The sequence below is a fragment of the Paenibacillus sp. FSL R5-0912 genome (assembly GCF_000758605.1).
Taxonomy (GTDB): Bacteria; Bacillota; Bacilli; order Paenibacillales; family Paenibacillaceae; genus Paenibacillus_AQ.
In genome coordinates this window covers 6,872,516-6,886,488 of sequence record NZ_CP009282.1, presented here as the reverse complement: position 1 = coordinate 6,886,488, position 13,973 = coordinate 6,872,516, and the positions used below count along the sequence as shown (strand labels likewise).

The following is a 13,973-nucleotide window of genomic DNA, read 5'->3' as shown; positions in this document are numbered from 1 at the left end:
GCAATTTATATATTGTTTCGGTTATCTGGGAGGGCTGGAAGGTATGGACAACTATCTGGGAAGAACGATTAAGAATGACCTGATTAATGCATACGGAGTTACAGTTATTCCTGCCAAGAGCAAATTGAATGTTGAACACCTGGAGCTCATCCGCAAACAAAGAATTGATGTAATTGACATTATATTTATGGATGAAGCAGAGCAGGCACCCCCTTATCAGCAAATGGTCAACAGTGTAGTGGATAGCTCGAAGGAGATGCTTGAATCTTACCGGATTTCACGGAAAATTCCGTTAGCGGATATCCGAAAGGATGTCGTTCCAGTTATTCAGGAGATTTCCCGGAATCCTGATATTTTTGCTTTATTCAGTTCGGTTCAAGGCAAGGATGATTATACATACCAGCACAACGTTGGAGTGGGTGTACTGTCCACCCTGATCGGCAGATGGTTAAATATGAACGAAGCAGACCTGTCCGTGCTGTCCACGGCGGCTACTCTGCATGATGTAGGCAAACTGAAGATTCCTACCGAGATTCTGAACAAGCCCGGCAAGCTGACAGAAGAAGAGTTCAGCCTGGTCAAGAAGCACACGATCTACGGCTATGAGATGCTGAAAGAAACCACCGGAGCCAACTCGCGCATCACACTGGCGGCACTGCAGCATCATGAGCGAAATGACGGCAAGGGATATCCCCTTGGACTGAAGGAAGAGCAGATTGATTCCTATAGCAAAATTATTGCGGTTGCCGATATTTTTCATGCTATGTCCAGTAAACGCCCCTATCATGAGGCTATGCCGTTCCATATGATTGTTGATCAGATGAGAAGAGGCAGCTTTGGCGCACTGGACCCGCATATTGTTTCGGTTTTTCTGGAGAACATTGTGAAGCGGACTGTTGGCCGTGAGGTAGTATTAACCGATGGCCGGGTCGGTGAGATCGTCTATCTGAATCCGCATGATATCGAAACTCCGCTCATCCGCATTAACGATGAATATATCGACCTCAGCAAAATAAAAGAACTCAATATCCGGGAAATCACTATCTAATTTCAGATGACTTCCTTTCAGTATTGATAATAATCAGCCAGCCCCTCGGCGATAGCCTGTGCAGCCTTCCGCTGATAAGCGGCTTTGCGGACAATCGACTCGTCGTATGGATTGCTGAGGAACCCAAGCTCTATAAGGGCTGCGGGAAGCGGATTTTCCCTCAGAATATGATAGTTGCCGAAGGAGAGGCCGTTGCTCCGGAGGCCGATTCCTGCGCCAAGCCGGGTTTCAATCGCCCGGGCCAGCCGGAGATCATTCTGCTCCGAATAGAAGAAGGTCAGCGTGCCGGAGACATTCTTCGGGGAGGAATTATAATGGATGCTTACAAAAGCATCCGCCCCTAGCTGCTGCCCGAGCTGTACCCGCCGGGAGAGCGTTGGCTTCTGGTCTCCACGGGTACGGGTCAGCTCTACCCGGGCCCCTTTGGCGGTCAGGTAATCCCGGAGATATAGGGAGGTCTGCAGGGTAAGATCCTTCTCCATCGTGTCATAGGTCGTGCCGAGCATACCGGGGTCACTGCCCCCATGACCGGGATCGACGACAATCAGCTTGCCGCGGATGCTGCCGGATTTCCTTATTACACTGGTGTTCTGGGCATTTGAACTGGCAGTGCTTAAGTTCGGGACGCTTCCCCCGGCAAGGTACTGGGTGGATACCCAGCCGGTAGCTCCTCCGGCTGTACGGATTCTTGACCATCCGTCCTGGCGGAGCAGAATGGTAACGGCATTCCCGGACTGCAAAGAACCGACTACCTCATAGCTTATTCCCGGGCCTCCCCGGATACGCAGGGAAGAGGCGGTGACAACAGCCGTTCCGCTGGAGGTGGAGGAGGTCTTAACGGAGGTGCTGGCGGATGAGGCGGATGAGGTTCCAGCAGAGGCAGCTCTGCTGGTCCGCTTCAGATAATACCCGGCGACCCATCCGGATACAGATCCGGCCCTCACTTTGAGCCAGCCATGCTGCTCCTCCGTGACTGTAACGACGTCTCCTCCCGCCAGAGAGCCGGTAATGGCTGCGCTTGCGGCAGGCTCACTGCGAACATTCAGGGAGTTCGCGTATACTTTGGCTGTGTAGGTATCTGCAGCGTGGGCAGCAGAAGACGGCAGCGCATATGGTGTCAACAGACAGGCTGCCAGTACGGCGGTATGTAATATTCTTTTCATATAAAGCCTCTTTTCCCGGATAGATAAATTTCTATTACCCGTTTCATCGGCCGGAGAACAATAATTAATTAAAATTAAGAATAATTATGATTCGTTTATACATATAACAACGACAATTCACACTACGGGATCTCGCTGTTTAATATAACTGGCAGCCCTATTCCTTAGGGGGAAATGTCTGTATAATTATTACATATTGGGGAAACAGATAAAGGAGTGCCGCCGTGATCAGACCTAGATTATTCATTGGATCCTCCAGAGAATCCATCCGCTACGCCAGGGCCATCCACGAGCAGCTGAAGCGGACTGCAGAAGTTCATCCTTGGTATGCTGCTGCTTTCCGGCCGAATGAATATACGATGGAGGCGCTGGAGCGGAATCTGGATATCAGTGACTTTGCCGTATTCGTGTTCTCGCCTGATGATGTGGCCCGGATCAGGGGTAAATATTATTATGTAACCCGTGATAACACCCAGTTTGAAATGGGTTTGTTCTGGTCCAGATTACGGCGTGGCCGGGTCTTCTGCCTGCTGCCGGATCAGGTACCTTCGCGCAGCGATCTGATTCCGGGGGAGAACGTGGAAGAGTACCACCTGTTGTCCGATCTGTCGGGGCTGACGCCGCTGGAATACGAGTGGCAGCATGAGAATGTTACAGCGGCGGTGGATGTCAGCTGCGGCAAGATTATCGACAGCATTCAGGGACAGGGGATGTACCATGATCCGGCTGTTGAGCTCCAGCAACTTAGAGCAGAGCTTAGGCGAAAAGAAAGTATCCTTCACTTCTTTTGGCAATATAATAATAATGTGACGCCTCCCCAGCCGGGTGAGAACTATCAGGCGCTTAGCGAAGCCGTCCGTAATTCATTCATACCTCCGGAGGATTGCCGGGTGATCGGAGCCGCCATGTGGCGGGCCGAAGAGGGGGAAGGCCTGAAACAGGTGGGCGGCAATGTAGGCCGCGGGCATATCTATCCGTTCTCGACCTCCGAAGACGGAAGCGGAAAACCGGGTGTGCTGGATGCTTATTTGGCTAAGGAATGGACTTTCTTACAGCGTACGGAAGTTGCGGAGGTATATATCCTATGCTATCCTTTAGGGGAGAACCACGTGATTTCTGTACATTTCTCCGGAAGCGGGGGATTATCGGCAGAGGATCTTACAGCAGTGGTTGCCTATAACCGTGATTTGTTCCGTACCGTCAATCATCTAGTGGAAGGGGACTGACAGGATGAAGAATATGAAGAATGCAGTTAGTGTCTCTAGTAGCGTCCGCCGGTCTGCGGGCGGTAACGGTAACAGTGCGGGAGGCAAAGGCCGTTCCAGACGCAAATCCGGCACCAAGCTCTCTCCATCCGCGCTTAATGTATATTTAGCGCCTTCTCTGGAGGGCGGAGACGACGAGTACAAGAAGCTGGTCAGCGGCAAAGTTGATAATAACAAGCCATCATTCGCATAAATAGACAGAGGGCCTCAGCTTTCGCTGAGGCTTTTTTTTATTTTTTTTTCATAATTTCGTCATGTTCCTATTAGGAATGCAATATAGAATCATCCCTATAGAAACTAAAACAGATAGGGAGTGCTGATATGGCGAAAATATTGATTACCGATGATGCGGCCTTCATGCGGCTGATGGTGCGCTCAGCACTGGAGTCCAAGGGCCATGAAATTGTGGGAGAAGCAGTTAATGGAACGGAAGCCATCAGAGTGTACCAGCAGACGAGGCCGGATGTAGTAACTATGGATATTACTATGCCGGATATGGATGGGGTAACGGCCGTAAAAAATATTATCGCGATTGATCCCAAGGCCAAGATTATTATGTGCAGTGCCATGGGACAGACCGTTATGGTTATGGAGGCCATGAAGGCCGGGGCGAAGGATTTTGTGGTCAAACCGTTTCAGGCAGACCGGTTATTACAGGCCGTAGAAAATCAATTGTAAAAAGAGAGAGGAGATGCCGATAATATGCATATACAGTCCGGATATCTAGACATCGTTATTGCAGGGATACAAAAAGTGCTGGTCACCCACTTGGGTTATGTGTTTCGTGCAGGTTCGCCTTCTGAACAGCTGGCTTTTGTAAATACGGATAAAGTATCGGTTATGGTAGGGATGACAGGCGATGTCCGTGGTGAGATCATACTCAGCATGGACGATGAGGTCCTGAGGAGCATTGTGAGCACTATGTGCGGTTTTCCTATAGAGGTCATTGATGACATGGGTTGGAGTGCGTTTGCAGAGTTCGGCAACTGGGTAGGCGCTTCCTGCTGTTCGGCGTTCAATGAGCTACATATGAATACGAATATCACGCCTCCGGTCCTCCATGAAGGAAAAGGCAGCCTGCGCACTAGCAGTACCTTTATCAGCATTCCGATATTTGCAAGTGAATTGACGATTATGGCGCATATCAGTCTGGGTGAATAATGAGTGCGCACAAGGCGGTTAACTGGTGGGGAGAGCTGTTCATGAATCAATTGAAGATGTTGCGCTTGTACACCGGCTTGTCATTAATATGTGTCCTGGTCATGGGACGGCTGGCACACTGGATGAATCCGGCTGACCCCAGCCCGGATGCCGTTGAAGTGACTGTTTTGATAATCGGAACCCTGCTGATGGCGGGTTCTTTCCTCTCGAAGAGAATCAAGGCGACTTCTGAACCGCTGTTATTTGCCTACCTTTGGTTTATATCTTCAGCCGCCTTTATTTCCTTGATGCAGTATCATTACGATTCCATGCTTCTGATTACGATCCTGATGATGTATTTTGTTATCAGTCAGACCATCACTTCCCTCGGCAGGTTAAGAGTCTATATGGCCTTGATCTTGTCTGAGCTGATATTGTTTTTGTTCTTTACTGGAGACCCGAAGCAGACGAGTTTTGCTATTATGCTCTTTCTTGTAGCTAGCATCGCAATCTATCTGTCCACAGGAAAGCGCTTGCAATTGATCAAGGAGTATCAGGAGACTGAAATAGCCTTACGCCATTCTGTTGCAGAGAAGAATCTCTATGAACGGGCCGTGCATGATGTGGGAACTGGAGTTATTATTGCAGAGGCCTTGCCCCACCGGCCGATTATTTATGTGAACCAGGCATTTACACAGATCACCGGTTACACGCTGGAGGAAGTGCTGGGCCGCAACTGTAACTTTTTGCAGGGTAAGGATACGAGTCTTGAGCATATTGCGGACATCCGCAATGCCCTGAATCAGCACTCGCGGGTACAGCTCGAGATTCTGAATTACCGCAAGAATCACGAACCGTTCTGGAATGAGCTTGTCATTACCCCACTTAAGGACGAGGGCGGGAAAGTAACCCATTTCATCGGAATTCAGACGGATGTGACCGAAAGGCAGCAGTTAATGCAGAGTGAGCAGCAGGCAAGGACCATGTTGGAACAGGTGCTTAGGTCATTAAAAGACGCAGTGATGGTATTGCGTACTGAGCAGCTTGAGCTGCAGCCTGTGATGATGAACGAAGCAGCACGCGAAATTTATGAGAATGTAGACCGTTCCTTCATTTCACATCTGGATGCCTACAAAGAAATTATTCTTGGAATCATGTCAGGAGATCATGCCAAAGAGCTGGAAGTAGAGCTTCAAATTAACGAAGAGAAGCGCAGTTACCGAATTGTGATCAGCAGGCTTAAGGAGCTGGTGATGCTAACTTTAACTAACATCACGGCTCAAAAGGATAATGAGCGCCAGCTGCTCCTGAACAAAGAGGTGCTGGAATCTACCAATGATGCAAAGGATCAATTCCTGGCGTTGATCAGCCATGAGTTCCGCACTCCGCTGAATTCAATTCTCGGGATCGTGCAATTACAGGATGAGAACGGCCTTGGCCGGGAAGAGGTTCAAACCTTAAGACACTCTTCAGAGCATCTTTTATTCCTAATTGAACGTGTACTGGACTATTCCGCTATGGAGAATGGTGAAGTGCATATTGAGGAGCGGCCTTTCAACCTCCATGAACTGATAATTACTCTATCTGAGAAATACCGGGAAAATATGAAGCACAAATCACTGGAATTCCATTTGAAAACAGGACTGCTGCCCAATGTGCCGGTGATCGGGGATTCCCGGAGGGCTGTGCAAATCATTAGAACGCTTCTGGATAATGCCGTGAAGTTTACGCCGCAGGGATCCGTGGAAATATCAGTGGTTGTCCGTCCGCTCCGGGAGCCGTCCAAGGTGCTGCTTATGATCCGTATTACAGATACAGGAATTGGGATTCCCGAGGAGGCCGCAGAAGAGATCTTCCAGCCGTTCTTCCAGATCGATCCCTCCTCTACCCGGAAATATGGAGGACTCGGGATTGGGCTGGCCTACTCGCGTAAGCTGACAGAACTGCTGGGTGGAAGGATATCGTATCAGAGCAAGCCGGGAGAAGGAACATCCTTTGAAGTGAGGCTTCCTCTGAAACTGGAATCTGCTGAGGATTCCACTGCACTCTTTGGGCGGAATCTGCGGTTGCTGCTGGCGGAAGACAATATCGACAACCAGAATCTATTCTTGGCATTTATGAGAAAAAACAACTGTAGCGTAGATGTGGCTGTGAATGGTGCAGAAGCAGTGAAGATGTTTACTGAAGGTTATTACCATATAGTCTTCATGGATATTCAAATGCCTGTGATGGACGGTTACGAAGCGACCCGGGCAATCCGGAATTGGGAAGCGGACGAACAGCTCAAGCCCACGCCGGTTATTGCTCTGACCGCTCATGCCTTTGAGGAGCACCGCAGAGCCTCTTCAGAGGCCGGATGTACAGATTTCCTGGAGAAACCGATTTTTATAGAGCCATTATTTCAAATGATCCGGCGGTATGGAGGAGAAGAGTTAACGGGGGGGGCAGGTCATCTCTATGGATCAGACACCGATTAAGGTATGGGTCGACGAGGATATTGCCGAACTGATTCCCGGTTATATGGAACGCCGCAGGGTGGATCTGGTTATGATCTCCGAGGCATTGCAGGTTGAGGATTTTGAGAAAATAATGGTAATCGGCCATTCTATGAAAGGCAGTGGAGGAGGATATGGCTTTCCCTTCATCTCAGAAATTGGGCGGGAGCTGGAAGGGCATGTAGTGCTGAAAAATGCAGAGGGCATTATCTTGTGCCGGGATCTGCTTGAATATTATATAAGACATCTGGATATTTTGGTGAAACCAAGCGAGCGCTAGGAAACGGGGTACAGCATGAAGAGAGAGAAACCGATCTCCTTATTTCAATGGATATGGAAATCTTATATTAGAACTTCAGTTATTCCGTTAGTGCTGGTGGAATTAGTTTTTATCGGAATCTACTTTGTGACGAATGAATGGTCAAGGGAACGACAGACACTCAGTATGAAGAATGAAGTGTTAAACGAAATTCGGATTGTGGCTTCACAGGAATCTGCAATTATTGATAGTGAGACCCGGAGAATTTCATCTCTTACAGTGTTATACAGCGATTCTATCGCCCATGCGCTGAATCAGGAGATTCCGGCTTCGGAAGAAAACCTGGAGCGGCTGGTAATGAGCCCGGAGGGGGCCTATTATTCCAAGGCAGACACTACTAGCGGCGGAGCGGCCATTTTTTACAGCGGAATAAACAAGGTTGGGGCTCAGCAAAAAAACAAGGTGGAACGGCTGCTGCCGCTGCAGCCGTTTATGAAGTCTATCGTTGCCAGGGAGCCCCTTGCGGCCGCTGTATATTTTAACACCTATGACTCCTTAAATATCATCTATCCCTATTTCGATGTGATGACTCAATATCAATCCCAAATGAATATTTCTGAGTTTAATTTCTATTATGAAGCGGACGCTGAGCATAATCCGGAACGGAAGGCGGTCTGGACAGATGCCTATCTGGATCCTGCAGGAAACGGCTGGATGGCCTCCTCGATTGCTCCTGTATACAGGGGGAATGTGCTCGAGGGGGTAGCGGGTATCGATGTTACGATTAACACATTCAGGGAAGAAATTCAGACTATGGATATCCCCTGGAAGGGGCTCGGCTTGCTGGTGAGCAATAACGGAACCATTCTTGCTATGCCGGACCGGGCGGAACAATTGTTTGGCATTCAGGAGCTTACTTCACATAATTACCAGGAGGCGGTCAAGCAGGATACCTTCAAGCCGGATGAATTCAATCTGTTTGCCCATAAAGACCTTCAGGCGATAGCCGTTGATATTGCGGCAGATAAGCAGGGTTTAAGCGAAGTGAGAATAGACGGGCAGAAGCAGATGCTTGCCTGGTCAACCATGGAGAACACCGGATGGAAATTCATAATTCTGGCCGCTGAAACGAATATATTTGCTGTAACCAACCACCTGAATCATGAGCTGTTTGAGATCGGAATGTATATGATTCTGGGGCTGTTTTTGTTCTATATTATTTATTTTGCCATCCTGAACTGGCGGAGCCGGGTCATGAGCGGAAGAATATCAGAGCCTCTCATGGAAATCAATCGAATAGCCATGGAGATTGGACAAGGGCGGTATCATCAAGAGATTCCGGAGATCCATGTCACTGAGATCAGGGAAACCGCTGAAATATTGTCCCAGGTTGGCAGCAGGCTTGGGGAAGCCTATAAGTCAAGCTCGGAAGCGAAGGATGCGCTTGAAGACCGCGAAGCTAACATGAATGCTATGATTCAATCCATAGACGATATGATTGCAGAGATTAACGAGACAGGTGTAATCGAGAAGGTCTGGTCCATCGACAGAAGGTATGATTATGCGATGGCCAAAAGCTTTGAAGGGAAGCATATTGATGCGCTTCTAGACCCGCAGACCACTCTCCGGTTCATGAGCATATTAAGCGAAGTACTGGCAACCCAGGAAACGGTCGGTATGGAGTATGAGATGGCTAGCAGCAGGGGGACTGTTTGGATGCAGGCACTGATTACCCCTATCAAGCGGAAGAACGAGCCCGTGCGTAAAGTCTGTGTAATCTCCCGTGATATCACGGAAAGGAAGTATATGGAGGAGTCCTTATTCAGCTCGAAGGAGCTTGCAGAGACGGCCAATAAGGCGAAATCCGAGTTTCTGTCCAGCATGAGTCATGAACTGCGCACACCAATGAATGCGATTCTTGGATTTGCACAGCTGCTTGAATATGAGTCTTCCGATCCGCTGTCCGCATCCCAGCAGGAGAACGTGAGAGAAATTATTAAGGCCGGCAAACATCTGCTGCAGCTGATCAGTGAAATCCTCGATTTGACCCGGATAGAATCCGGACGGATGGCGTTGTCTATAGAGGACCTTCGTTTAGGTGATGTTCTGGAGGAATGCTTCACCTGGATGCAACCGATCTGCAGTCAGCAAAGTATCGGCTTCCGCAATGAGGCGTTATCCATGTATGAAGAGCTTATACGCTGTGACCGTATCCGTATGAAGCAGGTGCTGCTAAATATATTGTCTAATTCAATTAAATATAATAACCCGAACGGCATGGTCACCGTCAGTGTGCATCATGCGGAAGCCCGTAAGCTTGTGATTGTGGTTAAAGATACAGGTGTCGGAATACGCGAAGAGGATCTGATCCATATATTCGAGCCGTTTCACAGGATCCCCCAAGGGAAGCAAATTGAAGGTACGGGTATCGGTCTTACGGTATCCCGCAGGCTGCTGGGAATGATGGATGGCGAGATTCAGGTCACCAGTGTATTCGGTGAAGGCAGTGTGTTTAAGATTTTGATTCCTCTGGGGGAGGAAGGCTAACGAAATGGTTGCGAGAGAGCGGAGGGTTGTCAATGCTGGTGGCAGATAAGAACCAACGGGAGATCTACAAGCACGGAAAAATTATGATCATTGACGATGTCAGGACTAATACATTATTACTAGAAAAATTGTTCACGATCGAAGGATATCAGAATATTTTTGTCATTCATGATCCTGCGCAGGCTCTTCAGGTTATTGAGCAGGAGGATCCGGATGTACTGCTGCTTGATTTGAATATGCCGGTCATCAGCGGTTTTGATATTTTGGAACTGCTGGAGGCAAGACATTCGCCGTTGATCTCTTCCGTAATTGTCATTACGGCCTATCAGGATTCAGAGTATCTTCACCGCAGCCTGCGGCTTGGCGTGCGTGATTTTTTGACTAAGCCGTTTGATCCAGTGGAAGTCGTGCTTAAGGTGCAGCATGTACTTCAGGAGAACCTTCAGCGCAGGATGCAGGCGGAACAAACTTTTCAAATAGAGGAACTGCTGCAGCAGCATGTATTTCAGCTTGAGGAGCTTCAGCAGGAGTATGTTCAGCGGCTGCTTCAGGCTATGAAGCAGAAGGACAATGAAACAGGTCGGCATTTACTCAGAATCAGCAATTATGTCTTTGTGCTTGCCAAGAAGTTGGAGTACGAAGAAAGCTATTGCCACAAGCTTAAGCTGGCAGCCGCTCTGCATGATATAGGCAAGCTGGCGATTCCTGACCGTATTCTGCATAAGCCTGGACGATTAACTCCGGAAGAATTTGAGATCATGAAAGAACACACAACTAAGGGAGCGGAGTTGCTGTCAGGCAGCCGGAATGAGATTCTGCTGCTGGCTGAGAGAATAGCGCTGACTCATCATGAGAAGTGGGACGGCAGCGGATATCCGCAGGCCTTACGCGGGGAAGAAATTCCTGTAGAAGGGCGGATTACAGCAGTTTGCGACGTTTTTGATGCACTCACCTCCAAACGGGTCTATAAAGAGGCGTGGAGCAAGGAGGAGGCTTTTGCAGAGATCCTGTGGCAAAGCGGGATGCATTTCGATCCGGCAGTGGTTCAGGCTTTCAGTGAGGTATACAATGAAATTCTGGAAATCCGGGAAACGTGGATAGATTAGTGAAAAGGGCCGGCCTCGTTAGAAAGAACAGAGGGCCAGCCCTTAGGTGTGGATAGTGCGGTAATTCAGACGACAAATTTATACCCGATCCCCCAAATCGTCTTGATCAGACGGTGATCGGGATCGATTTTTTTACGGATGTTTTTAAGATAGACGGTTACTGTGTTGATATCCCCATTGTCTTCATAACCCCATACTGCAGTATAAATCTGCTCTCTGCTTAGTACAAGATTCTTATTGCGGACCAGGTGGAGCAGAATCTCCAGTTCTTTGCCCGATAAATGAACGGGTTCACCCTTTATAGATACCTCATACGTTTCACCGTTAATGGTTAGATCCTCAAACTGGAATACCCTCTGGTTCGAAACGGCAGGCTTGGCTAGCCGCATTTCCCTCCGGAGATGGGACTTAATCCGTGCCGTTAACTCATCAATGCTGAAGGGTTTGGTAATGTAATCATCTGCACCAAGCTCCAGTCCGACCACTTTGTCAATCTCCCGGTCTTTTGCGCTGAGCAGCAGAATGGGAGCGTTAACATGATCACGGATGGCCTTACAGATATCAAGTCCATTCATGGAAGGCATGATAATATCAAGAACAATTAATGCGAAATCATACAGTTTGACCTGCCTAAGCACTTCCTGTCCCTCGGAAACAGTAACTACCTCGTAGCCCTCAATCTCCAGACGTTTTTTCAGAAGAATTAATATATCGCGGTCATCGTCTACCACAAGGATTTTAGGCTTTACCATAGTTGGATTACCTCCAAGAAAAGGACTCATATCTATGATTCTATCATATCTTATTCAGATTTTATTATATTTACATCACATTATGTCTAGATTTGTTTGATAAAACTAGATTGTAAAGGAAATAAGGGATGGTTTCCCTGGGAATGTGGTGGTCTTGTTTGGATATGAACCAGTTTATGGATGTTTTTATGGAGGAAGCAGACGAACAAATTCAGATTATGGAGGAAAAACTACTTCTTCTTGAACAGGGTGATTGCGACAGTGGAACCATCCAGTCCTTATTCCGCGCAGCACATACTTTGAAGGGTTCTTCTGCGGCCATGGGCTTTGATCCGGTTAAAAATGTAACACATGAGATGGAATCTCTGCTGGATTTAATCCGTAACGGGCAGTTGAAGCTGGAAAATGAATTAATTGTTCTCCTCATTGATAGTTTGGATACGATCAGACAATTAAAAGATGACATTGCTTCTGGCTCTGCCGGGACGGAGATTTCGGGGATTATCGGGCGTATCGTTCATTTCCGCAATAACGGCCCGGTGGCACAGCTACCTGTATCAGCGGACCCTGCATATAGCGAGATTCAGGAGAAGCCGCTGCAATCCGCTCTGAATCTGGATGAACGTTATCATTGTCTTGAGGGCAAAGAACAAGGGAAATCGATACTGGCTGTAGAGGTCATTCTGGAACAGGATTGTCTGATGAGGGCGGCCCGGGCTTCAATCATCCAACAGCGCATTGCCGATCTTGCAGAGATTGTGAAGCAGAATCCTCCGATAGATGACAGTGCTGCGGAAGCGGATGAGACCTCCTTCGCCAAGCTGGAATTCCTCCTCATTACGCATCTGCAGGTTGAGGAGCTTCACAGGAAGATTGCCTCTCTGGTTGAGGTAGCGTATGTCCATATACAGGCTGTTCTGATGGAGCAGGAGGATGAATCGTCTGGTGCTACCGCTACAGTGCAGCTGACCGCGAATTCACAGGTTCCCGATAGTGCTCAGACGCAGGATCGTAAAAGAGCCCGTTCCATCCGGGTAGATGTAGAACGCCTTGAGCATCTGATGAATCTAGTGGGAGAACTTCTGATTGACCAGGTTGGGATCAAGCAGGCCGGCCAGAATCTGAATCAGCGTTACCGCACCGACGAGGCTCTCCCGAAGCTGGTTGGGCAGACCGATCACCTGGGGCGGGTTATACATGAATTGCAGGAGCAGGTAATGAAGATCCGAATGCTGCCTGCAGAGCAATTGTTCAGCCGTCTGCCCCGGATCGTAAGGGACTTATCGAAGCAGTTGGGGAAAGAGGTTGATCTGCAGCTGCTTGGCGGAGAGACAGAAATGGACCGGACCGTCATTGAAGAAATAACGGATCCGCTTATACATTTGCTCCGAAACGGAGTGGATCATGGAATCGAATCCGAAGAAGAACGGTTACGCAACGGGAAACCCCCGAAAGGGATATTAACCGTACAAGCTTGCCACGAGGGTAATCAGGTGGTAATCCGGGTGAAGGATGACGGAGGCGGAATTGATCCTGAGGTGATCAGGCGGAGCGCAGTGAAGAAGCAGATCCTTAGTGAAGAGGAAGCAGCTGTACTAACAGAGCGCGAGGCTGTTCATTTAATTTTCAAGCCTGGATTCTCTATGGCGGCTGTAGTCAGTGACATCTCCGGGCGTGGTGTCGGAATGGATATCGTCCGCGATCATATTGAGAAATTGAATGGTGTAATCGACATCCGGAGTGAGGTGGGCAAGGGAACGGAGTTTCTGATCCGTCTGCCGCTGACGCTGGCAATTATTCCGGGGCTGCAGATCAAAGTCAACGGCACAAGTTTTATTCTGCCTATGTCTAATATTCTGGGGATTATCCGGCTGAAGCCGGAGGAGATCGGTTACATCCGGAGACAGCCGATTATCAACCTGCGGGGGGAAGTCCTTCCGTTGACAAGTATGCAGGATGTGCTGGGCTGGGACAAACCCTATCAGGAAAAAGTGTATCACCAGGTTGTCATTATCGGCATGGCCGAGAAACGCATCGCCTTATTAGTGGATGAGTTGAACGGGAATGCGGATATTGTGGTAAAGTCCATCGGCAAATACATGGGAAGAACCAAATGCGTTACGGGAGCAACTATTCTGGGAGACGGCAGAGTTGCATTGATTTTTGATATCGGTTCATTATTCTAAATCGAATGCGGG

At 48.6% G+C, this 13,973-nt stretch carries 12 protein-coding genes; 10 read left to right on the top strand and 2 right to left on the bottom strand.

Translation table 11 applies throughout. The features are described 5' to 3' along the window. Nucleotides 1–43 precede the first annotated feature (43 nt). On the top strand, nucleotides 44–1,048 hold the full coding sequence (locus R50912_RS29045; protein WP_042239840.1) for an HD-GYP domain-containing protein: 1,005 nt from the start codon (nucleotides 44–46) through the stop codon (nucleotides 1,046–1,048). Between the two features lie 17 nt (nucleotides 1,049–1,065). On the opposite strand, the gene R50912_RS29040 is transcribed toward R50912_RS29045, so the two are convergent. Then, complete coding sequence (locus R50912_RS29040) at nucleotides 1,066–2,211, bottom strand: N-acetylmuramoyl-L-alanine amidase family protein (RefSeq protein WP_042239837.1); 1,146 nt, start codon at nucleotides 2,209–2,211, stop codon at nucleotides 1,066–1,068. Between the two features lie 224 nt (nucleotides 2,212–2,435). Between R50912_RS29040 and R50912_RS29035 the strand changes: the two genes are divergently transcribed. From R50912_RS29035 to R50912_RS29000, 8 genes are all read left to right on the top strand, one after another. After that, the gene (locus R50912_RS29035; protein WP_042239835.1) at nucleotides 2,436–3,437 is read left to right on the top strand and encodes a TIR domain-containing protein; all 1,002 of its coding nucleotides are present in this window, start codon (nucleotides 2,436–2,438) and stop codon (nucleotides 3,435–3,437) included. Between the two features lie 4 nt (nucleotides 3,438–3,441). Continuing rightward, complete coding sequence (locus tag R50912_RS29030) at nucleotides 3,442–3,669, top strand: hypothetical protein (RefSeq protein ID WP_052416752.1); 228 nt, start codon at nucleotides 3,442–3,444, stop codon at nucleotides 3,667–3,669. A gap of 128 nt (nucleotides 3,670–3,797) precedes the next feature. Further along, the gene (locus R50912_RS29025) at nucleotides 3,798–4,154 is read left to right on the top strand and encodes a response regulator (protein ID WP_042239834.1); all 357 of its coding nucleotides are present in this window, start codon (nucleotides 3,798–3,800) and stop codon (nucleotides 4,152–4,154) included. Between the two features lie 24 nt (nucleotides 4,155–4,178). Next, on the top strand, nucleotides 4,179–4,637 hold the full coding sequence (locus R50912_RS29020; RefSeq protein ID WP_052416751.1) for a chemotaxis protein CheX: 459 nt from the start codon (nucleotides 4,179–4,181) through the stop codon (nucleotides 4,635–4,637). A gap of 41 nt (nucleotides 4,638–4,678) precedes the next feature. Beyond that, entirely contained in the window at nucleotides 4,679–7,093 is a 2,415-nt protein-coding gene (locus R50912_RS29015) for an ATP-binding protein (RefSeq protein WP_042239832.1), read from the top strand. Continuing rightward, on the top strand, nucleotides 7,074–7,391 hold the full coding sequence (locus R50912_RS29010) for an Hpt domain-containing protein (protein WP_042239830.1): 318 nt from the start codon (nucleotides 7,074–7,076) through the stop codon (nucleotides 7,389–7,391). Before R50912_RS29015 ends, R50912_RS29010 begins: the two co-directional genes overlap by 20 nt. 15 nt (nucleotides 7,392–7,406) lie before the next feature. Continuing rightward, nucleotides 7,407–9,917: a sensor histidine kinase gene (locus R50912_RS29005; RefSeq protein ID WP_042239828.1), complete on the top strand. Its 2,511-nt coding sequence runs from the start codon at nucleotides 7,407–7,409 to the stop codon at nucleotides 9,915–9,917. Nucleotides 9,918–9,949: 32 nt separating this feature from the next. After that, the gene (locus tag R50912_RS29000; protein WP_042239827.1) at nucleotides 9,950–11,023 is read left to right on the top strand and encodes an HD domain-containing phosphohydrolase; all 1,074 of its coding nucleotides are present in this window, start codon (nucleotides 9,950–9,952) and stop codon (nucleotides 11,021–11,023) included. Between the two features lie 65 nt (nucleotides 11,024–11,088). On the opposite strand, the gene R50912_RS28995 is transcribed toward R50912_RS29000, so the two are convergent. Continuing rightward, nucleotides 11,089–11,775: a response regulator transcription factor gene (locus R50912_RS28995; RefSeq protein WP_042239825.1), complete on the bottom strand. Its 687-nt coding sequence runs from the start codon at nucleotides 11,773–11,775 to the stop codon at nucleotides 11,089–11,091. A gap of 164 nt (nucleotides 11,776–11,939) precedes the next feature. On the opposite strand from R50912_RS28995, the gene R50912_RS28990 reads away from it, so the two are divergent. Continuing rightward, complete coding sequence (locus R50912_RS28990; protein WP_231637929.1) at nucleotides 11,940–13,961, top strand: chemotaxis protein CheA; 2,022 nt, start codon at nucleotides 11,940–11,942, stop codon at nucleotides 13,959–13,961. The last annotated feature ends 12 nt before the right edge of the window (nucleotides 13,962–13,973 follow it).

Coding starts and splice junctions, on each gene's coding strand:
- R50912_RS29045 (WP_042239840.1), top strand. CDS start 44: ATGGACAACTATCTGGGAAGAACGATTAAGAATGACCTGATTAATGCA.
- R50912_RS29040 (WP_042239837.1), bottom strand. CDS start 2,211: ATGAAAAGAATATTACATACCGCCGTACTGGCAGCCTGTCTGTTGACA.
- R50912_RS29030 (WP_052416752.1), top strand. CDS start 3,442: ATGAAGAATATGAAGAATGCAGTTAGTGTCTCTAGTAGCGTCCGCCGG.
- R50912_RS29025 (WP_042239834.1), top strand. CDS start 3,798: ATGGCGAAAATATTGATTACCGATGATGCGGCCTTCATGCGGCTGATG.
- R50912_RS29020 (WP_052416751.1), top strand. CDS start 4,179: ATGCATATACAGTCCGGATATCTAGACATCGTTATTGCAGGGATACAA.
- R50912_RS29015 (WP_042239832.1), top strand. CDS start 4,679: ATGAATCAATTGAAGATGTTGCGCTTGTACACCGGCTTGTCATTAATA.
- R50912_RS29010 (WP_042239830.1), top strand. CDS start 7,074: ATGGATCAGACACCGATTAAGGTATGGGTCGACGAGGATATTGCCGAA.
- R50912_RS29005 (WP_042239828.1), top strand. CDS start 7,407: ATGAAGAGAGAGAAACCGATCTCCTTATTTCAATGGATATGGAAATCT.
- R50912_RS29000 (WP_042239827.1), top strand. CDS start 9,950: ATGCTGGTGGCAGATAAGAACCAACGGGAGATCTACAAGCACGGAAAA.
- R50912_RS28995 (WP_042239825.1), bottom strand. CDS start 11,775: ATGGTAAAGCCTAAAATCCTTGTGGTAGACGATGACCGCGATATATTA.
- R50912_RS28990 (WP_231637929.1), top strand. CDS start 11,940: ATGAACCAGTTTATGGATGTTTTTATGGAGGAAGCAGACGAACAAATT.